The sequence below is a fragment of the Paenibacillus sp. SYP-B3998 genome (assembly GCF_010820665.1).
In the GTDB taxonomy this organism is placed as follows: domain Bacteria; phylum Bacillota; class Bacilli; order Paenibacillales; family NBRC-103111; genus Paenibacillus_E.
This window is the reverse complement of sequence record NZ_JAAIKC010000004.1, coordinates 42641-64194: the sequence shown is the minus strand read 5'-3', so window position 1 is coordinate 64194 and position 21554 is coordinate 42641. Positions and strand designations below refer to the sequence as shown.

The window sequence follows — 21554 nt, the reverse complement described above, 5'->3', positions numbered from 1 at the left end:
ACTATAAATTCGTGAAAACTTTTTGTCAATCGCTGTAGAGAAGTTCACAAATTGTTCTTAAAGGGCTTTCTAGCCATATATTTTCCTTCCATGGTTATTTCCATACAGCCACCTCTTTATGCATAAAAGCGTATATTTGAGCTAGCGAATAAAAGACCGGAAACATCCCATCCTATAGACATTACAACGTCATCGGGAGGTATGTTCGACATGCTCAGGAAGTTAGGTTTTCCGATTTATGGATTGATATTCCTCATGCTGCTCTTAATAGGTTGCTCAGAGCAAGGAAGGCAATATGGCAAAAGCCCCGATCACACCAACTTTGGATCTCCATCAGAAAATTCGACAGATTCAGAAAGAGCTTACCAAACACAGCAATTCTCCGGCCCTGTCTCTCACAACAACAAGCAGCTTGCATACAGTCAGTTCCTCTCTAACCAACTAAACGCTCTAAATGGGGTTAATACCGCTATCGTCATGACCACAGATCAATACGCCTATGTTGCTCTCATGATGGATAGCACAGCAATAGGAACCAAAAATACGACCAGGGAAACGAATAATCAAGGAACGAGCAAAGGCTTTTACAATGATCATGCCCCATCCAACGATTCCATGTCTTCACAAGATTTGAACACAGGTTACAACAATTATGAGACAGCCGTCCATCATGATTTGTTGACTCATCGATTCAAACAGACCATTGCAGAGAAAATTCGCAGCCTCCAGCCGAATCTTCTAGATGTTTATATTTCGGCGAACCGGGATTTTCTAAATAAAATGAATAGCTATGCCCAACAAAGTTGGAAAGGTAATTCGTTGATGCCGCTGTTAACCGACTTTAACCAGACGGTAGAACGAGTATTTGGCACGGCACAGGTGCTGCCATAACATTAAAACTAGAGCTTTTGTCTTCTCTCGTGATGGACTTTCTTCTATATAAATGGACATCATTGTACAGGTTGCGGTCAGCTCCTGTTTTCAATTGGCGAACATTCCTGTTAGAATGAGGGGATCGTCTTTAATATGTAGGAAAAAGGGAGCTGGCCAATTACCATGTCAAATGGATTTGCCTCATTAGGAATTAGAGAACGTCTTGTTCAAGTATTACAAGCTGACGGAGTCGTTGAACCGACCCCGATTCAAAAGGAAGCAATCCCCGTACTATTAACCGGCACTGATGTCATCGCACAAGCGCAGACAGGAACCGGCAAAACACTTGCCTTCGTACTTCCAATGCTGGAAACGATAGATGTAGAGAGCTCTGATGTGCAAGCATTGATTTTAACACCTACTCGAGAGTTAGCTATACAGATTAGCAGCGAACTACAAAAGCTTGCTCCTGTAACGGGTGCAAAAGTTTTGGCCGCCTATGGGGGCCAGGATGTAGAGAGACAGCTTAGAAAGCTACAAGGAAACATACATATAGTAGTAGGAACACCAGGGAGATTGCTTGATCATCTCCGTCGTGGCTCGATTAACTTCTATAAGTTGAAGATACTTGTATTAGATGAAGCAGATCAAATGCTGCACATGGGTTTCTTGCACGAAGTGAAAGATATTATTGCCCAGACCTCTCCATATCGTCAAACGCTTCTCTTCTCAGCCACCATGCCTGAGCAGGTGCGCAGCTTATCCAAAGCTTATATGAAGGAAGCCAAAGAAATTCAAATCAAGAGTAAACAGGTCACCTTAACAGAAATTGAACAAGTCCTTGTGCAAACAACGGATCGTACCAAGCAAGATCAACTGATCGAAGCGATTAAACAATACAGACCTTACTTAGCGATGATTTTTTGCCGCACCAAAGCCAGAGCAATTGCGCTTAATGAAGCCCTGCAAGAGATTGGTTTGATGTCTGATGAGCTGCATGGCGATTTATCCCAGGCCAAACGGGAACAAGTCATGAAACGATTCAGAGACGGTCGCATTGAGCTTTTGGTCGCAACCGACATCGCGGCACGCGGCTTGGACGTTGAAGGGGTTACACACATCTTTAATTATGATGTGCCTCAAGATGCGGAAAGCTATATACATCGTATTGGAAGAACGGGTCGCGCTGGACAAAAGGGTGTTGCCGTTACTTTCGCAACACAGAGGGATATTCCAACTATCGAGCTTATCGAAAAAGGCATTCGTATGTCTTTGGGAAGGCCTGACCAACCAAGACGCGTACGTGCAGTTTCCGATGAAAATTACGACAACGATGGAAGAGGGTCTGCACGTAAAGGCGGCGGCCAGCCATCAAGCGGTGGACGCGGTGGCAGAAATGGCGCATCGGAACAACGCGGCCGCAATGATAGACCAGGCGCACGGGGCGGTGCTAAACGTGGCGATCGCGCAAACATGCAATTTGGCTCCCGCAATGCTGGACCTCGTGCAGCGAAAGTTAACTCTGAACGCAGCCCACAAACTTGGGGGCGCGGCGACGAAGCAAGAAGCTCTGCACCTCGCGGTGATAACATGAGCGCTGCTAAAGCACGTGTGACCAACTCATATGGACGCGATACCGGGTCTGAGCGTGGATCGAGAAGCGAAAACGCAGGTAGGAACGGCGGCGATTCCGAACGTGGCGCTAGAGGTAATACCCCTCGCGGCGAAAATAAATACTCACCTTACAATAAATATGCTGGCGTTGAACGCAGCGACGCAGCTAGCTCGGAACGCGGTGCCAGAGGCGGAGCGTCTCGCGGTAATAGAACGAGCGCACCTCGCGGTTCGCAAGGCGGCGGCGAGCGCAGTGGTCAGGCTTGGGGACGCGGCGACGCGGCAAGCTCTGAGCGAGGCGCTAGAGGCGGTGCGCCTCGCGGCGACAGAACGAGCGCACCTCGCGGTTCGCAAGGCGGCGGTGAGCGCGGCGGTCAGGCTTGGGGACGCGGCGATGCGGCAAGCTCCGAGCGTGGAGCTAGAGGCGGTACGCCTCGCGGCGACAGAACGAATGCACCTCGCGGTGCACAAGGCGGTGCGCCTCGCGGCGACAGAACGAATGCACCTCACGGTGCACAAGGCGGTGCGCCTCGCGGCGACAGAACGAATGCACCTCGCGGTGCACAAGGCGGTGCGCCTCGCGGCGGCGACAGAAGCAGCACATCGCGTGGCGGACAGTCTGGTTCACCTCGCGGTTCCAAAGGTGGAGCCCCACAGCGCGGTCGCGGAGGGAAACGCTAAAACAACGCGTTTCCACCGCAAGCCTTTACCACGCATCGGGAAAGTTGTAAAATAAAAGTACCCCCTACTTGGGGTTAGGATATCTCGTGCTTGATCTTTTCTACCAACTGTCTTTCTTCCTAATAAATAGAGAGCAAATGCAGATTATGGAAAAGTGATCCTACTTCAGCAAAAATCGTTTCATACCAGAACTCGCACGAGGATTTACCCCCCATTATTCACAAAATAAGGAGGTATGTTCCATGTACGCATTAAAGGAAAGAGAAATGGTTTTTGTATTTACGGGTCCTCATGGAGCCGGTCGCAAAACGGTAGCGGAAATGTCAGGTTCAACGCTAGGCATGAAACAAGTAATTTCGTATACGACCAGACCTCCAAGAGCAACTGAAGTAGACGGTCAAGACTATCACTTCATCTCACCAGCCCAATTCGCTGCCTCCAAAGAGGACAATGAATTTATCGAGGTCAGCACAGTTAATGACCATCTATATGGCATTAAGAGCGCTGATATTGAACAGATGTTTCAACAGAGCGGTAGCATCTATTTGATCTTGAATCGTTTCGGAGCGCGCACGCTCAAGGAGCTTTACGGGGAACACGTTGTCCAAATCTTTATCTACGCACAACCCGAATTGCTCGCACAAAGAATGAGGGAAAGCGGTGACTCCGAAGAGATCATCGCCAAGTATATTTCTTATTACGAAGAAGAAATGGCTTATCGCGATCATTGTGCTCATGTATTTGAAAACGTAGATCTGGCTCACACCGTATTTGATTTAACCAAAACATTAGACCAGTACTTAAATCGTAATTTATTAGATCTGGATTAATCGGCATCAACTGCCTATATCAGGCCTGGACGAAGCAAACGTCCGGGTCTTTTCACGTACAGATACTCTCTCTGGCTTGTTGAAAGGAGCTGCAAACTGAAATGAACATCATATCCATAGAACCAACACCAAGTCCTAATTCCATGAAGCTGAACATGAACGAATCCCTCCCGGCTGGCGTACGGATGACTTATACAAAAGCGAACATTGCGGAAGCGCCACAGGCCATCCGCGAGCTTATGACTGTCCAAGGAGTGACAAGTATTTTCCATACTGCAGACTTCGTTGCCGTAGATCGAAACCCGAAGGGGTACTGGCAGTTTATCCTCGGCAAAGCCCGTGAAATCTTCGGTGAAGCGCAGCCTTCTGGGGACACGGGCCTGCTTCCTGAGCAGACTGCCCCTGAGGCGGCTTTTGGTGAAGCGCAAGTCTTCGTGCAGATGTTTCGCGGCATCCCACTCCAAGTCAGAGTGCGCGCTGGCGCAGAAGAAATGCGCTCGGCTATGCCGGATCGCTTCACGCAAGCCGCAGTCCGCGCAGGTACGGCTTCGCCGAACCTGATCAAGGAGCGGAAGCTCGAGGAGCTCGGCGTTCGCTACGGCGAGCTCAAGGACATCGCGGGCGAAGTCGTCCAGGAGCTGGACGCTTCTTATGACGACGCCCGCATCGAGAGCTTGGTCTCCCTGGCGATGGAGGAGACCTCGGAAACCACCTCCGCGAGTGACCTCGCGGAGCCGTTCAATACCGACGCAGCCGCGGAGCAGCTGCGTCACAGCGATTGGAAGCTGCGCTACGCCACACTGCAGAAGATCCAGCCGTCGCTTGAAACGCTGCCGCTTCTCGTCCACGCGCTGCAGGACGAAAACACGTCGATTCGGCGGCTAGCGACGGTGTACCTCGGGGACATCAAGGAACCCGAGGTGCTGCCATACCTGTACCGTGCTCTCGAGGATGCCACCCCTTCCGTACGTCGAACAGCTGGAGATACCTTATCCGACATCGGAGATCCGGCTGCTATGCCCGCAATGGCTAAAGCGCTCAAAGATCGTAACAAACTGGTTCGTTGGCGCGCCGCGCGTTTCTTATATGAAGTCGGCGATGAATCCGTTATCGAGACGCTTCGCGAAGCCGTGGACGATTCAGAATTCGAAGTCCGTATGCAGGTGAAGATTGCGCTTGAGCGCATTGAAGGCGGCCAAGCTGCAGAAGGCTCCGTTTGGCAGCAAATGACACGTAGAAACAATTAGCCCTATTAAGAAAAACGCCTAACGGCGTCCTTGTCTAAACCCATAAGTTTATGCATGGGGAGGGGATTAGGTATGGGGTTCCAACCGCTGTTAAAGTCGTGTTCCTTGAATTTACAAGGTGGTATTGAACACGACTTTAAAGGCGGCCGCTAACGCTTCTCCACCCCATCCCCTTTTTTGTTCTGCTTGGAGCTGCCTTCTACTTTTCTTTTTGTTAACCTATCTGTGAAGATCATCCTGACAGTCTCTTTTAGGTTTGACGCTTATCGGTAGTTTTGCACTCCTATCCTTAAGGGGCAAGTTTCGCTCACCCAAAAACATATAAATTCTTATATGTCAAAATAGGCCATATCCAAAGTAGTGAATTGCTACTTTGGGTATGACCTTTTTTTATGGAGATCGGGTTATTTATTATTGGCTTATACACGCTTTTCACTTTTGTACGCTCATTGACTAGTTTCATGTCAACGTCCTCTTCTGATTCGGGCGAATTGAAAACAACGCCAAAACCGCAGCTACCATGCAAAACGCAGATATGACGTAGAACATAACGTTGGGCGAAATTTTAATAAGTAGAGAAGCAGCAGGAGGCCCGGCAGCTACACCAACGAACCGCATCGAGCTATAGATAGAGCTAATCGTTCCCCGCTCCTCTTTCTCAATGCCTTCTGTAAGCATTGCATCAAGACAGGGTAATGCGGACCCAATACCTATGCCCGCCAGGCTCAGCAAAGCAATTAGAATATGGATCTGCTGCATAAGTGCGCACAGCAGCACACAAGCAGCCAAAATGACAATACCTGAGAACGTAACCCATTTCATGCGTTTTTTGTTCTGGCCAATCCATTTCCCAGTAAAAAAAGAAGCAAGACATAAGGCTGCTAATGGAATCGCTAGTACACACCCTTTTAGCACGCCATCAAGGTGGAATTGCTCCTCCAAAACATCGGATAAATAAAACAAGGTGCCGAAGATGACGAACATACAGATGCCGCCGATTGCAAAGATGGCAATGAGCCACGTTCCTTCCTGCCTGAATATCCCCTTTATTGAAGCCAAAAAGTTAGCAAAGCTCCCAGAACTCCCGGAGCTTGATTCCACCCTAACTTCTGAAATCCTTTTCCCAATTGCTTCTAAATTTCCTTCCCTTACATCACACTGTTCTTTCTTCCGCTTCCCCGCCTTCGGCGTTTTCACCAAAAACCATACCAACAGCATCGAAAGTAGGCAAAATGCAGGAATAGCCAGAAACGGCAGGTACCACAACCATGCAGCGAGCGCCGACCCAAGTATGGGACTTAACACTTTGCCCAAGGTATTCGCGGTTTCGATCATCCCAAGCCCACTGCTGACATCGCTCTCTTCATGAAATAAATCACCGACTAGTGGCATGACAATCGGCGCAGCTCCTGCAGCACCGATACCTTGAAGAAATCTCCCCAGTAAGATGATGTAATAAGGATGCTGCATCCACATCGCCGCTAAGCCTGACAAGAGCCCCCCAAAACCAGCGATAAGCAGACTAGGCACAATTACAACTTTTCTCCCAAATTTATCAGATAGATAACCTGCGATAGGGATAAGAATAATCGCAATAGCTGAATAAACGGATATCATCATGCTGACCTGCAGGGACGATACACCTAGCTTGCTGCGAATAGCGGGAAGCACAGGAATCAGCATCGAATTCCCTAGCGTCATAATAAGCGGAATGGAAGCAATGGATATGAGATCCCATTTCTTTCCCTTCTCCATGCGACGAACACCCATCCTTGTTCTGTAGTATGCTTCGTGACTCTCCGGTCGCCCGGTCGATTCCTCAACGCTACTACTATTCCCTATTCGTACAGAGACATTCTTTCAGCAAGCATCAATGAGTAAACGGTTTGAAATACTGGATTCGTTCCATAATTGTCGGATGCGACCCACGAAACCATTGAACGATTTTTGGCTGTGTGACTGGACTTAAATTCTCTCTGGCAATTTTCTGAAAAGCATGAATAGCTGACAAGCCGTCGCCTGTCATTTGCATGGAATACACATCAGCCCGATGCTCAATGATCCGTGAAAACGCATTTTGCGCAGGCGATGAAGTAAAATTCATGATTGTTACTAGCAGCAGCAAAATAGGCAGAGCAGCCAAATCCAACTCCCCGCGTATTCCCCAATGTGCTCCCCAACGCTTTATGAAGAATCGATAAGCCTTATGGGCTAGCCAGAAGCCAATAAAACTTAGTGCAATCCCATAGGCAATTCCCCAATATATATGCCCTTCTACGTAGTGACCCATTTCGTGAGCCATTACGGTCAAAATCTCTTCAGGCTGCAGCTTTTTTAGAATCGTATCCCAAAGCACAATACGCGCATTGCCGCCAATTCCATTGACATAGGCATTAATAGCATTCGTGCGTTCCGACATGTTGACCTCATAAACTTGATCCGCAGGGATGTTGGATTGGGCCGCAAGGGAGAGGATCTCCTGCTTGAGTTCTTGATTCTGGAGTGGTTGAAAATCGTTATATAAGGGATCTAGCACCACAGGCTGAATGAACGTTACGAATAATATAAGCGGAATACATATAACCCAGAACCATAGCCACCAGCGTTCTGGGCTCCTTCGCACTAGCCATCTGAATAGGGCCACCAAGATGATTGTTCCTAATACGTTAATCACAAAATCTTTGGCAAGGTCGCTCCAAAACATGGTAATCGTCTCGTTAGACATCCCATAGTGATGATCGACTTGATACAGCAAGTAGTCAATAGGTAGCAACAACACGTCCATAAGAAGCATAAATAACAAAATAAACACAATCATTTGTAAGAAGGGGCGATGAAACCATTGTTCCACAATATGACGAAATCTTACTGCGACCCCGAGCAGAACCACAAGGAGTCCCATTTGTAAAGGCGAAGAAATGAAAAATGCCAACGAACGAATACGTGATAAGGACTCTGCTTTCTCAATTTCCTCCAAAGTCATGAACGTGTGCGGGTCAGCAACCGTTCCTCTAATTGAATCTGGAATCTGAAACAGATCCCCTTGTAACAAGTACATACTCATTCCTAACGTATACAGAGCAAATATAACTAAAATTATCAGGTATAGTCGTTTCATTTCATTCCCCCTCTCCTTTACTTTGGACAACCTATTTATATGTTTAGCGAAATAACCTTATAACAAATCCAATGATTATAACTCCAAGAGCTTACTTTTAATCTTGTGAGGCAGAGGCTCCATCAGTAGTTGTTCAATCATCTCCGGCTGGCTCCGCTCCTTCAGATATTGCCATAATAAATCCGCTTTGGTTTGACGGTTCATCAGCTCATAAGCAACTGCCCATACTTCCGGACTTCCCATGGATAAGCCCTGCCAGCGTGAAACAGCCATACTGGGCAATCGGACAATGGCATCCTCTACATGCAGCTTGAAGCCACCAATGATCTCGATCGGCATGTCATCCGTCAGGATGAGAACGCGATAATCACTAGCAAAGGGAAAGTCACCGCTGTGCTGAAGTCGAACTTCTTCCAGGATTAGGCTGTTCATGAGCATTTCCAGAGGAACATCCGTTGTTATATCCCAATCGTTCATCGTCTCGATCAGTTGTAAACTGAAGTGCAGCCCGCTACCGCCAATTGCGTACGGCACCTTGGCTCGATCCAAGGCTCCTGCCACTCGTTTAATGTGCTTAAACATGGTAACATCCCCCATCAATCTCATATAAATTGACCAACAGCCAGTCCGGGGTGAAATCTCTGGAGAGCAACCACACCTCTCTGAATTGGCCCCGCGGCAGCATAAGCTTTTTCTTTCTGCCCAATACATCGGACATGCCGAATAACAAGGATACGTTGCGAATAAGGAGCATACACGGATATTCGTGCGAATATTCCCTATATTTCTCCTCCTTGCCTCGCACCCGATCATTAATAACCTTAATGAATTGATCTAATACTTCCGTTCCTGGAAGGGTAAGCTCCGATCGCGACATCATCAGCCTCGCCTCTTCAGAATCATAGAATAGATGTGTGACTTCAAGCCCTACCAGGTTCTGTTCTACATCCTCAAGCAGCGCATCCGGCTTCTCTTGCTGCTGCACAAACCTCAGCGGATGTTCGTGATTACGATTATATAGCTCTACAAATATATCAATTGCGGTTTGTTCCAATCCTTTTTTTTCAGCTTCGTGTTTGCTCATCTATCTCCCTCATATCCATAAACGGGTCGTTCTATTTATTTTACCCTATTACATGAGTCAATGCCCGATGAGGTCATGCAGTAACACCTTTTTGTTTCATAAATCTAAGCAGCTCTTGAGCTTCGAGCGGTCTGCTTAGGAAATAACCTTGAACCTCGTCACATCCTAATGTGGATAAAAGTTCCCATTGTTCGAACTTTTCAACGCCTTTAGCGATAACCTGATTACCTAGTTCCCGAGACAGCGAAATTATGCCTTGTATCAAGGTTTGATCTTGTTCATCTTGCACGATGTTTTTGACGAAAGAACGGTCGATTTTAATAGAGTGAATGGACAACCTCTTCAATAACATTAGTGATGCGTACCTGCTGCCCAAATCATCGATCGAGAGTTTGACACCCAAACGCATGATCTCCTCGCAAGCCTTGAGTACGTTTTCATTCTCCATCATCGCTGTATTCTCTGTAATTTCCAAACAGAGAAGAGAAGGATTAAGGTTGGTGCGCTGTATTGTTTCCGCTAACTGCTTAGGGAAATTAAGATCGAGCAATTGCCGCGCTGAGCAATTAACCGACATCATGAGAGGAGGCAGACCTTCCATGATCCAACCTTGGAGCTGTTCACAAACCGTATTCAGCACCCAATAACCGATATCAACAATGCTATCTGTCTCCTCTGCCTGTACAATAAATTGATCAGGCGATAAGAAACCAATACCTGGACGTACCCAGCGTATTAGCGCCTCCACCCCAATGATTTCACCTGAGCGCATATGAATAAGCGGCTGGTAATGAAGGACGAACTCCCCTTTCTCCAGCCCTTTTCTAACTCCATAATTCATCTGAAATTGCCGCTCGTCCTCACAACGAACCGAGGCTTCATAGATAATGACTTGATTCTCACCTTGCTGCTTTGCCTGATTCAAAGCAATATCAGTAACTTGCATAAGCTGTTCCGCGCGTTGTCCGTGCTCAGGCATAAGAGCGATTCCCATGCTAACCGTAGCTTGGAGCGATCTACGTTCATACAAGAACGGCTCCTTCAAGCCTTCGATGACCCTCGATCCCAGTATGGAAATCTGCATACGATCGACCATTTCTGGTACCATCAATGCAAACGTGTTTTCACTCAGCCTTGAGATAACAGCCTGTAGCGGGGAATATTTCCTGAGCTGCTCAGCCACATGCTGCAGCACTAAATCTCCTATTAATGACCCCACTTTCTCATTCAAATGTTCGAATCCGTATACTTCTAATCGCATAATGGCAAACGGGTCCGGGTTCGGCTTGGCTAAGTGCATTTCCAATTGATTTTCAAAAAAAACCTTATTAGGAAGACCTGTTAGCCTATCGTGGTACGCCAGGTAACATACCCTTTCTTCCGCGATTTTCCCTTTCGCTACCTCTATAAGAGCGACATATTGAAGCAGTTCTCCTTGTACTTTCATATCCTTGCTTTCAACTCTTACATGCTTGCGCGCCCCGCTGCTTGTTTCAAGCGTATAATTCCCCTGTAAAATAGGATAAGGTTCCTCTCCATAATCATCGTCCAGCGATTCGATATCTGATTCATAGATCAGGAGGACTTGCCCCACATGGCGTAATAGCAGCTCCTGAGGAGATTGCTCGAAGAGCTGTGCCGCTTGCGGATTTATGTCTTTGATCATACCTTCCTGATTAATAATGAGAATAGATAGCGGCGATAGATCATATAGCAATTGATAGGTACGATCAATGGAGGGCAGAAAATCATATTTGAGCACGGCAAAGCGCAAAAATAAAGCAAACCATAAAAGTGAGAACATACCTAAATCTGGGTAATTAAATGATTCAGGCAAAAAAAATGGACGCTTCTCAAACAAAAAGGCAACCGACCACAAACTAGAGAGGAGTACACCTAGCAAAATTACACGAATTTGTTTTCTTTTGGTGTTCAAATCATATTTCTTAACATAACGAAAACCAGCCACTGCCAGCATAATGCAAGTAACCATCGTGTATACACGAGCCCCCAACATGATGTAGCGAAGTCCAACGCTCGCGGATTCGTACTTCCAAAATCCATCGTTAACGAATTTAACGGACAGCCAGGGAAAGGGACAGAATAACAAGCTTCCTAGAAAAATAAAAATAGGCCCGTAACAAATAGCGAGCAGTTGCCACTTGGGCAACGTTCGAAACCTTCCCGTCAGCCTCATCACAAAGTGAAGCATGACACCCATCAACAGGAAACTAGGAAAATAGAATAACCAGACAACCATCCCACGCTCATAGAATAGCGCTGCATAACGGACCAAGTAAGTTCCCACAAACTGGACAGCCATCAAGAATAATACGATAGCTGCGATTTGGTTCAGCTGATGATAAGGATTTTTTCGATAGACTTCTATACCTAATATAAATAATACCGAAACAGGAATAAAATAGAGTAAGATAATTACTGTCATAGTCATCATGATGCAAACACCTCATAGTTTCGTAGACCATCAAAAAAGATAAAAAAAGAAACCTAGCTTAAGGTTTCTTAATCGACCTAAAGCGGAAACTGGCTGGCATACGAACAAATCATCGTGTAGCCCCTCTAGTTTTGCGTCCTTGGCTTTCGCCAAGTTTGCCTTTATCTCTTTTAAGGAATATTTAATTAATTAGCACTAGGACTTTTTACCTATTCACTTTATAACACGTTCAATGAAAGACCGTCAACTATTTTATGAACTGTTTGCATTTTTTTTCGTCAGATGATAGTAATAAGACTATGTTTATTTATATTAAAGGTAGGGATTCTATGAAACTCATTTATTATTCAGCGATTTTTTCCATCTTCACTTGCCTTTCACTAACAGCCTGCGACCAGCATGCTTCGGATTCGACTTCTAGTCCTCCTACTGAGCAAGCAGTTTCTGTAGCGCCGTCTAGCACGCCAGTTCCTACAGAAAAGTCTGACGTCTCAGGGACAGCAAAGCCTGAAGCAATCATCCCTCAAGCTCCAGAAACCGGAATTCCGAAGGAAGAGAATATCGTCTCAGATCCCAAAAAGCCTGATAAGGTATCAAGCCTGAAGCCTATTTATAACGTAGGTAAAGACTGTGTAGCGATTACGATCGACGACGGTCCGACAAAGAATACGAAAGATCTTCTGAAAATGTTAAAAGAACAAAACGTGCATGTGACCTTTTTCTTTCTTGGGCAAAATGCCGCTGCATACCCAGAATCTGTAACCCAAGCTGTCTACGAGGGAAATGAGGTGGGTTATCACTCGGACACACATCCCCAAATGTCCAAAATGACTTATTCGGATCAAGAGAAGGAGTTTGAATCTGGCCTTGCAAAGCTAAAAAAATGGGATACGCAGCCAGTTACTCTTTTTCGCCCACCGTACGGCGCTTATAATAATGACACCAAACTCATCACAGAAGAGCATCAAATGAGTATGGTTTTGTGGAACGAGGATCCGAAGGACTGGTCATCCAAAGACCCAAAGAAAATTGCTGATAATGTCTTATCCCAAGTAAAATCCGGCAGTATTATTGTGCTGCATGACCATCCTTCCACAATTGCTGCACTTCCAGCAATTATTAAAGGCATTAAAAGTAAAGGCTTTAAACTAGTCATGCTCTCTAAGCATTAAGGAGTTTTGAATCCGGATTACTGGATTGGAAAGGATGCATGAAAGGATGAAAAGGAAAAAACCCTTATTTCTCTTTTTGATTGGCATGATCAACTTTCTACTTCTACCCCAAATGGTTTTCTCAGAAGATAACAACCAACATTACCAAATTCCTAACGTCCCTGTCATCTCTCAGCTACCTGAGCTGCCGAATGGATGTGAAGCTGTAGCTGCGACAATGCTGCTGCAATGGGCAGGAATTACCGTATCGAAAGAGGAAGTTGCAGAGGCGCTTCCCAAAGGGGATTTTCCCATGATGAATGAGGACGGAATATTAATTGGTGGTAATCCAGAGGATGTCTTTGTAGGGGACCCCTTCGGGAAAGGTTTTGGGATCTATCATAAGCCGATTGCTACGCTATTAGGTCACTATCTCCCAGAACAAATTGACGACCTCACAGGCGGGTCTTTCGATAATCTGCTCGATACAGTTAAGTCAGGGCGACCCGTTATAATCTGGGCCACCGAACATATGGATGCGCCTCATTTTGAGGATCAATGGCAGGACGAGGAAGGACACCTCATCGATTGGTATAATCCTGAGCACGCCTTAGTGATGACGGGATGGGACGACGATTATGCCTATATGAACGACCCTATGACAGGTGAGCGGGAAAGTTATAATTTATGGGGGTTCAAAACGATATGGGAATCGATGGGCTCTCAAGCAATTACAGTTATGGAAAATTTCATAAAGCCAACTCAATGAATAAGACCTCCCGATCATCCGGGAGGTCTTGTTTTCATACATACTAGCGAATCAGGTTTAAATCGTATGCGGCACAGAGCCCTCTTCCTTAGGCTTCGCAGCGAAGTTAGGTGTCGTGAACTTTAGAGGCCCAGCCACGAAAGCGGCAGCAAGCCCAATGACACCGAACACAATAGATAAGATGAACCCATGGTTAATGGCTGTTCCAAGCGAATCGCGCATGAAAACCATTGTCTCTTGAGGCAAAGTAGAACCCGCACGAATCAATTGATCTGGATTCGCAAGCGTAGCTAATTGTTCGAGCGGCATATGGTGCGCTTCTGCACCTTTTTGAATCAAGCTTTGGTAGTTATTGTTCACAATAGTAGCCATAATCGATGCTCCCAGAACCCCGCCAATGTTGCGCCAGAAGCCAACAATAGAAGAACTGACCCCAATGTATTTACGATCCACACTAAGTGCCATCGCTGTTTGTGCGACACTCATCAGAGGTCCAAGTGCTCCTACTCCAAGGATAACCATTAGTAAAATCATATACCATTTGGAGGCATCATGACTGGCGACACTCAGCAGATAGCCAACGACGATACCAGCAGTCATACTAAATGCGATAATGGTACGGAAACTAACAAAGCGCTGGATGGTGCCTATAGATACCGCTCCAACCATTAAAGAAAACATCATTGGTGTTAATAATGTGCTGGAATTAGCCTGCCCCAACACTGCAGTTGCAAAAACAGGCAAGTAAGCAATCGCCGAAAACATAATCGCCCCTTGGCACAGACAAGCTAAGACCATGCCCACGACCATGCGATTCTTGAACAAAGGAAGCGGTAGCATGGGTTCTTCTGCTCGGCGTTCCACAGCGATGAAAAGGATACCTACAACAACGGCTACCGCTAGCATGCCGATAATTTGCCAAGATGCCCACGGGTACTCTTTCCCTCCCCATTCCAAAGCCAGCATAAGTGAAACTGTTGTGATAATAAGAAACAATGAACCCAAAAAGTCAATTTTGGGACGCCGATCTGAGCGTGATTCCTTCAATGCAAAAAGTAAAACTAGGAACGAAAGTATGCCTAACGGTAAATTCACATAGAAGCACCAACGCCATCCCCAGTTATCTGCAAGAAAGGTACCAATCTGCGGGCCTGCCACAGACGATAGCCCGAATATAGCCGCGAATACGCCAGATAGCTTAGCCGCCTGTTTGGGGTCGGCAAAAATTGTATAAATAATCGTAAAGCTGATTGGAAACAGGGCGCCAGAGCCAATCCCTTGTATGGCCCTATAAATAATAAGCTGAGTCATATCCTGCGCAGTCCCACAGAGTGCCGAGCCAATCAAGAAAATAGAAATTCCAATCAGGTAAAACAGCTTCCTTCCAAACATATCCGACAGTTTACCGAATATAAGCATTGTGCTTGTAGAAGCGAGTACATATGCTGTGAATACCCAACTAATTTTATCGAACCCATTAATGTCACCGATAATATGACTCATGGCTGCCGACGTAATTGTATTGTCTAACGCAGACATTAGCAACCCAAGCGCCATAGCCAAAACAATAAATCCTGCTTTCTTGTTATCCACGATCTTTCTACCTCTTTTCTGGTAATAATTTTCTCAGTCGTTCCAAGCCTCTTCCTAACGTACCTAATACACTTTCATTGTTTTCAATACCAATGAGAAGACATATTTCCTGAGTCGAGGAAATAGAATGTTTGTGTTTTTCATAGTCGCTCTTTAAAACAACAAGCGTCTCTTCCGTTCTTTGAATACCAAGCTCCAGATAACTAATTACGACCTCCGGCTCAATAAATTCTCCAAAATAGAGTCGGATCATGGCGTCAGACTTAAATTCGTTCAGCTGAATCGGGCTGTACATGTACGTTCTAAAACGCTCACGGCCTTCCTCCGTAATGGAATATACCTTCTTGTTCGGTCGCCCGTCTTGTTGAACACTCTCCTTGGTGATCAAACCCTCCTTCTCCATCTTGCTCAGCGTCGGGTAAATCGTTCCATAACTAGCGTTATAGAAGTAAGAAAACACCGACTCCAACAAATGCTTCATGTCATATCCTGAAAGGCTCTTCTTCATTAACATGCCTAAAATAACGTCCTGACTGGTCATGTAGTATGGCCCCCCTGCTTCATGCATTTTGTATTTGATATTCATAATTTACCAGATCATATATATCGAGTCAACATATATTTATTCTTCATATATAGAAATGATATAAAAAAAGCATGAACTGCCGACAAACTCGCAGTCCATGCTTTTTAATGACGCTTTTTAGAGCGGGTCTAGCTGAACGGCAGCCTGCTTACCGCTCAGCTGAATGCCTGTACGCTTAAGCCCGTGCCCACTTAAATCCCGAAGCAGCGTTTCCAACAATACCTTCGCTTTCGGGCCTTCTTTGCCGCTTATCTTCACAACCAGCAGTACAGCGTCGCCAGACTGAAGAATGCGCTCAGCCTGCTGCCGCTTCGTCTCCAGGTCATGATCCTCAATCTGCGGCGTTAGCCTGATCTCCTTGACCTTTGGCGCCTGCTCGCGTTTGCGAGCCTGCTGCTTCTCCTGCAAAGCTTGCTGCTTGGCTTGCCCCGCACCAACGAGCTTGCAGGGTGGCGGGCTGCTCATGAGCGATGTGCAAACCAAGTCAACCTTGAGCTGCTTGGCCATCGCCAAAGCTTCTTGTGTAGGAAGCACTCCGAGGTTTTCGCCGTTTAATCCGGTTAAGAGCACCTCAGAGGCTTTAATCTTCTCATTCTTAATCATTGTGATTGCCCCTATACTTTCGATATAATGAATCCAATACCGTTATCAACCTGAATAATAAGGAGTTTTACGCCCCGTCATGAGCAAAAAAGAAATGGAAGAACAAATTATTGCCAACTATCAACGAGATGAACAAATGATGATTCTCATTTTCGCACAGTGGTGCATCAATCATGACCTCAACCCAGCTGAGATCTACCAACTCGCCTACCCGAACCAAGAGCCAAATATCGCCTTACAGCTGGCCCTAGACCTGACCGTAACCAAAGATGAAGCTGGTGAAATACCTGATGATACTGTACTCGGTGTGCTTTCACTCTTCGGCAATGAAGAATTAGCCTGCTTCGTCACCGAGGAGATTGCCAAAAGACCGCAGCGTGAGCGTTAGAAGAGAGCCTCCAGGCTCTCTTTTCTTATGTCAGGTTAAAGATTTCAGACAACAGCTCGCACGTGCGCAATCTCGTCTCCATACAGTAACCACCCGCGACAACCATCACCTCATCCACTTCATAGCTCTTCGCTAATGAAAGCAACTGCTCTTTCACCTGCTGCGGCCCGCCAATAATCATGCGTGACCGGTTGTCGCGCACGCGTGTTCGATCCCATTCCGTATAGGGGTAAGCAGCGGCTTCTTCGGGGGAGAGCACACCTGTAAACTCCCCTTTTTCCACTTGCAAAATTCGCAAATCGAATGAAGCCGCAAGCCGATCTGCTTCTTCATCGGTATCCGCACAGAGCACATGAATGCACACTGTCGCCTGTGGGACGACATTCAGCTCCGAAGGCCGGAATGACTTGCGATAGCTGCGCACCGCCTGCTGGCCGCCTGCGCCATTAATAAAGTGCGCGAAGCAGAATGCCGCACCCGCTTGCGAAGCATACACCCCGCTCTGCCCAGTGGAACCGAGCAGCCACACCTGGGGCGTCGATTCCACCAGTGGGGTGGCGCGGATGCCCTCGAACCTATGACCCGGTTCCACCGAATCGGTGAGGAACCGCAGCAGATCCGTGACTTGTGCCGGGAAGCGCTCAAGTCCCTCGAACAGATCAGCGCTGCCGCCTCGCAGCGCCTTCGCCGTATGCGGCGTGCCGCCCGGCGCGCGCCCGATGCCTAGGTCGATGCGCCCTGGATAGAGCGCTTCGAGCATGCGGAAATTCTCAGCGACCTTGTAGGCGCTGTAGTGGGGCAGCAGCACGCCGCCAGAGCCGAGCCGAATCCGGCTCGTGCGGGCCGCAAGCGTGGAAATGAACACCTCCGGCGATGAACCGGCAAGGCCCGCGGAGTTATGATGCTCTGATACCCAGAACCGAGTGAAACCGAGCCGATCTGCTGCCTGCGCCAACCGAATCGTTTGCTGCAGCGCTTCCTTATGCGTGGAACCGGATGACACCGGTGACTGATCCAGAATACTGAGCTTCAGCATATTCATCCCTACTTTCTATTTGCCGATGATCATTGATTATACCTCTCTAAACCACAAAAGAAAAAGGACAAGCCGCTAACGACATTGTCCCCTCGTTGTTACTTCAGCTCCGCAATCAGACGGTCCACTTCGCCAGCAGGAGTAGCCATGGTTTCATATACTTTAACGATTACGTTGCTTTGTATTTGATCTATTGTTAGATTGTTGAAGGTTAAGGTCTGTTTTCCATTCACTAAACGATCTGTGCCTGTGAACGGAAAAGTCTTGGAGCCAAGAATGCTGCCGGAAGGATCGACCAGCTCAAATTTTAATTTGGAAATGTTGCTGTCCACAAGCACTTGCGGATCACGCGTGATATCCATAGACAACTGCAATTTATAGGTGTAGTTGATGGAAAGCGTCTGTCCTGGGGACGTTATTTGCGCCAAATAATAATCCTTAATATTGACAGTGTATGGGTAAAGCGAAATTTTATGTCTATCCTCTTGCGCTTGCGCCGTTACCTGATAAGAGGCAATTGTCGATTTATAGTCCGCAGCGCTGCTTGAAGAGGAGCTAACCACATTTTGCAATTTCATCGTAAAGGTATCGCTTGACTCCGAAACAGGTAGAACGAAAGCATAGCTAACAATCATCGCAGTCCCCGGAGCAATCGATTTCTGCACTTCACTTTGTCTGGTGCCCGCATAGTCATAGCCAGATGGACTTGCTAATTCGGTTTGAAACGCTGGTACCGGAATCGGACTTAAGCCTTTATTGGTGAGCTTAAACTTGGCAAAAGCCAGTTTGCTACCCTGATCTGCATTGTCGGCAACATGCAATTCGGTTAAGGCCACATTTAAATCCTGATTAATGGTGTCATTCCACTTTTCAAAAGTAATTGGCGTACCATACTGATAGCTGCTCGCAAGTGTTTTCGTATCTGGCAGTTGAATGTTCAACTTCCCAATGTTGAAGGTCGAGGTTTTCATGCTACCAGACGTGTCTGCTTGCGCAAAGCTCTCGGTTGTGAGCACATTCAAACTATCCAATATCGTGTCCATCTCTGTTTGAATAGCAAAGTGGACATATTTACTTTCGCCTGGCTCCAAAGAAACAGAATCTGCTTCAATCTGTTTGCCTGCGTATACGTTTGTTTTGCTTTTGCCGGCAAGCTCAAGTACGGGTAAGGTTTCCGTCTGATCAGATGGATTGCTCACCAGTAATTTCACAACATAGTTAGCTCCCTCGTTCGTGTTGCTCTTATTGACGTCTACTGTTTTGAATTGCAGCGGTGATTCCAAAGTAGGAATGGTAAAGGATTCGCCCCACTTTTTGAGGCGTGCCGAATCTTTGAATTCTGCGCGCGTGCCGTTCCAAACGGATGCGCCCACAGGAACTGTAAATAAAGTCGTTTCCACTTTTGGATACACATTATAGTTAACGTCAACGAGCGAAATATCGCTCAAGCTCACTTCGGTTTGACGGTTAACGCTCTTCAGGTAAGTCAGTTCGACTTCAGAATCCGGCTGCACGCCTCGAGCGTTACTGCTGCTTGGACGTAATGTGTACGTCGTGCCATCGGTCGTTTTCACTCTCAATTCATGATCGGGGATACGGATCGTTTGACTGTTTGTGTTCTTCACACGAATGATAGCGCCTATGCGTACGCCACTCGATGTTTTCTCGTTATACATACCTTCCACCGTTACATGAAGGCTGTCATTTAGATCGTAAACTGCGGTAGTCGGCACGGCTGTTCCTTCGGCTAAAGCGGGAATTCCCGACATCAGCAGAGAAGTAGACAACACGAGGCTCATCGCTACTTGTTTGAATTGGATCTTCATGGTTGGGCTCCTCCTAAGCGTTTTGCTTTAGCAAGCTGACTTCGTAAGCATATACGCTTGCAATTACATTTCAATCATCACATGATGCTGTGCATCAGAGCTTGCTTTCTCCTGCGCCACTTCTTTCTGCTTCTTTCTCTGCCTCATAAAAATAACGAGAACGATCGAAATGAAAGCAGGGATCGCTGAAATAACTAGCGTATCTGCAATGGCTCGCGTTAAAGCTTCCTTTTGCACCATGCCGTATAATACACCAATAACCCCGCTCGTTGCCGAGCCCGAGTCAGTGCCAAGCTCCAAATAACGATGCACCACATTCGTTTGAAAATCCGCATAAGCGGTTGTATTCGTAGAAATAGCCTCATTAAATCGAGTTCCATACTGTGTTGATCTAGTATTCATAATACTCGTCAACAACGCAATACCAAGCGACGCCATAACGTTCCGAATAACGTTGGACATGGCTGAAGCTATACCGATTTGATGGTTCGGCAAGGTGTTTAGCCCAGCTGAGGATAACGGCATCATGCATAAGCCGATCCCAATTCCACGGATAATCAACAATCCGCTAATCCAATGTGTAGCTGTTTGCTGGGAAAGCACGTGCATCTCCAGCGTCGTACATCCAATGATGGTGAGTCCCAATATGCCTAACGGAACAACGCCATACTTCGAGACGAGTTTACCGGCAACCGGCATCATGAATGCCATGGCAATCGATTGCGGCATCATCACCAGTCCTGTTTGCATCGGTGTCAGTCCAGTCACATTCTGCATGAAGATTGGCATCATATAAATGCCGCCCTGCATGGATATCATGACGAAGCTTGAAGCCGCCAAGCTAAGTGTAAAGATTGGATTCTTGAACAAACGGAAATCCAGAATCGGGTTTTCCTTGCCAAGCTCCACCCAAATCAATAGAACAAAACTGAAGAAAGAAATGAAAAATAAACTAACGATATATAAGGACGTCCACCCGTCGGACTGACCATCAGTTAAAGCCAACAACAGGGTACTGAATACAATCATGGACAACACGCAGCCGAGATAATCAAATTTCAGACCTTCTCGTTTCGGTGTCTCTTTGAGGATAATGAAGCCTAGAACAACCGCAACAATCCCTATCGGAACGTTAATATAAAATAAGTACCGCCAACTGAAATTATCAACTAAATAACCGCTTAGCGTTGGACCCATGGCAGGCGCAGCCATTGCGGCAATCCCCCAAATCCCCATGGCAACTTGGATCTTGCTGCGTGGCACAATTTGATACAGCATCGCCATACCCACAGGCATAATAAACCCGCCGCCAAGACCTTGAATAATTCTGAAAATGATCAGGCTCGTATCGCTCCATGCAATCCCACACAGGATTGACCCGATGATGAAGCCAATGACCGTCGAAAGAAACGTCGTCTTGTAACCAAAGCGATCGGAAAGAAATCCCCCCATCGGCACAACGACCGCTGAAGCGAGCATATAACCCGTAACGACCCATTCAATCTCGGTCGAGGTAGAGCCAAATACAGCCATTAGCTTTGGAATTGCCACGTTCATCAAGCTATTATCCAAAATGGCAAGGAACGTACCGAGAATGAGTACCATTAGCGCTAGCCATTGGTAACCCGTAATTTTTTCCTCTTGCTGTTCAACTGCGGGGCTAGATGCTGCTGTAGCTGTAGTTGACATCCTTGCAGCCC

Annotated in this window: 18 protein-coding genes and 1 riboswitch; of the genes, 7 read left to right on the top strand and 11 right to left on the bottom strand. The window is 46.7% G+C overall.

Annotation, left to right across the window (positions count from 1 at the left end; genetic code table 11):
- Positions 1 to 210 precede the first annotated feature (210 nt).
- The 4 genes from GK047_RS13105 to GK047_RS13090 all read left to right on the top strand — a co-directional run bounded on the left by GK047_RS13105 (position 211) and on the right by GK047_RS13090 (position 5245).
- On the top strand, positions 211 to 891 hold the full coding sequence (locus GK047_RS13105; protein ID WP_163946983.1) for a hypothetical protein: 681 nt from the start codon (positions 211 to 213) through the stop codon (positions 889 to 891).
- Between the two features lie 165 nt (positions 892 to 1056).
- Positions 1057 to 3168, top strand: coding sequence for a DEAD/DEAH box helicase (locus tag GK047_RS30375; protein WP_163946981.1), 2112 nt, complete (start codon positions 1057 to 1059; stop codon positions 3166 to 3168).
- Positions 3169 to 3410: 242 nt separating this feature from the next.
- Positions 3411 to 3998 carry a guanylate kinase gene (locus GK047_RS13095; protein WP_163946979.1) on the top strand — a complete coding sequence of 196 codons (588 nt, stop codon included), beginning with the start codon at positions 3411 to 3413 and terminating at the stop codon, positions 3996 to 3998.
- 101 nt (positions 3999 to 4099) lie between these two features.
- Entirely contained in the window at positions 4100 to 5245 is a 1146-nt protein-coding gene (locus tag GK047_RS13090; RefSeq protein WP_163946977.1) for a conserved virulence factor C family protein, read from the top strand.
- 459 nt (positions 5246 to 5704) lie between these two features.
- Here the strand turns inward: GK047_RS13090 and GK047_RS13085 are convergent, their stop codons facing one another.
- From GK047_RS13085 to GK047_RS13065, 5 genes are all read right to left on the bottom strand, one after another.
- Positions 5705 to 7000 carry an MFS transporter gene (locus GK047_RS13085; protein ID WP_163946974.1) on the bottom strand — a complete coding sequence of 432 codons (1296 nt, stop codon included), beginning with the start codon at positions 6998 to 7000 and terminating at the stop codon, positions 5705 to 5707.
- Between the two features lie 115 nt (positions 7001 to 7115).
- Positions 7116 to 8363, bottom strand: a complete 1248-nt coding sequence (locus GK047_RS13080) for a M48 family metallopeptidase (RefSeq protein ID WP_163946970.1) — start codon at positions 8361 to 8363, stop codon at positions 7116 to 7118.
- Between the two features lie 75 nt (positions 8364 to 8438).
- Positions 8439 to 8945: a hypothetical protein gene (locus tag GK047_RS13075; RefSeq protein WP_163946967.1), complete on the bottom strand. Its 507-nt coding sequence runs from the start codon at positions 8943 to 8945 to the stop codon at positions 8439 to 8441.
- On the bottom strand, positions 8938 to 9447 hold the full coding sequence (locus GK047_RS13070) for a hypothetical protein (RefSeq protein ID WP_163946964.1): 510 nt from the start codon (positions 9445 to 9447) through the stop codon (positions 8938 to 8940). Before GK047_RS13070 ends, GK047_RS13075 begins: the two co-directional genes overlap by 8 nt.
- A 73-nt stretch (positions 9448 to 9520) precedes the next feature.
- Positions 9521 to 11902 carry an EAL domain-containing protein gene (locus GK047_RS13065; RefSeq protein WP_163946960.1) on the bottom strand — a complete coding sequence of 794 codons (2382 nt, stop codon included), beginning with the start codon at positions 11900 to 11902 and terminating at the stop codon, positions 9521 to 9523.
- Between the two features lie 81 nt (positions 11903 to 11983).
- Positions 11984 to 12072, bottom strand: a riboswitch (cyclic di-GMP riboswitch).
- A gap of 159 nt (positions 12073 to 12231) precedes the next feature.
- Between GK047_RS13065 and GK047_RS13060 the strand changes: the two genes are divergently transcribed.
- On the top strand, positions 12232 to 13074 hold the full coding sequence (locus tag GK047_RS13060; protein WP_163946957.1) for a polysaccharide deacetylase family protein: 843 nt from the start codon (positions 12232 to 12234) through the stop codon (positions 13072 to 13074).
- A 46-nt stretch (positions 13075 to 13120) separates the two neighbouring features.
- Positions 13121 to 13822, top strand: coding sequence for a C39 family peptidase (locus GK047_RS13055; protein ID WP_163946954.1), 702 nt, complete (start codon positions 13121 to 13123; stop codon positions 13820 to 13822).
- Positions 13823 to 13879: 57 nt separating this feature from the next.
- Here GK047_RS13055 and GK047_RS13050 read toward each other — a convergent pair whose 3' ends face one another.
- The 3 genes from GK047_RS13050 to infC form a co-directional block, all read right to left on the bottom strand.
- On the bottom strand, positions 13880 to 15415 hold the full coding sequence (locus GK047_RS13050; protein ID WP_346010336.1) for an MFS transporter: 1536 nt from the start codon (positions 15413 to 15415) through the stop codon (positions 13880 to 13882).
- Positions 15416 to 15422: 7 nt separating this feature from the next.
- Positions 15423 to 15956, bottom strand: coding sequence for a PadR family transcriptional regulator (locus GK047_RS13045; protein ID WP_163946950.1), 534 nt, complete (start codon positions 15954 to 15956; stop codon positions 15423 to 15425).
- A 162-nt stretch (positions 15957 to 16118) separates the two neighbouring features.
- Positions 16119 to 16604, bottom strand: a complete 486-nt coding sequence (infC, locus tag GK047_RS13040) for a translation initiation factor IF-3 (RefSeq protein WP_163946947.1) — start codon at positions 16602 to 16604, stop codon at positions 16119 to 16121.
- Between the two features lie 79 nt (positions 16605 to 16683).
- Here infC and GK047_RS13035 point away from each other — a divergent pair, with 79 nt between their 5' ends.
- A complete protein-coding gene (locus GK047_RS13035) occupies positions 16684 to 16992 on the top strand; it encodes a hypothetical protein (RefSeq protein WP_163946944.1) in 309 nt (102 codons plus the stop codon).
- Positions 16993 to 17017: 25 nt separating this feature from the next.
- Here GK047_RS13035 and GK047_RS13030 read toward each other — a convergent pair whose 3' ends face one another.
- The 3 genes from GK047_RS13030 to GK047_RS13020 form a co-directional block, all read right to left on the bottom strand.
- Positions 17018 to 18028, bottom strand: coding sequence for an LLM class flavin-dependent oxidoreductase (locus GK047_RS13030; protein WP_205516777.1), 1011 nt, complete (start codon positions 18026 to 18028; stop codon positions 17018 to 17020).
- Between the two features lie 98 nt (positions 18029 to 18126).
- On the bottom strand, positions 18127 to 19854 hold the full coding sequence (locus GK047_RS13025) for a hypothetical protein (RefSeq protein WP_163946939.1): 1728 nt from the start codon (positions 19852 to 19854) through the stop codon (positions 18127 to 18129).
- Positions 19855 to 19917: 63 nt separating this feature from the next.
- Positions 19918 to 21543 carry a DHA2 family efflux MFS transporter permease subunit gene (locus GK047_RS13020; protein WP_163946937.1) on the bottom strand — a complete coding sequence of 542 codons (1626 nt, stop codon included), beginning with the start codon at positions 21541 to 21543 and terminating at the stop codon, positions 19918 to 19920.
- Positions 21544 to 21554: the final 11 nt, after the last annotated feature.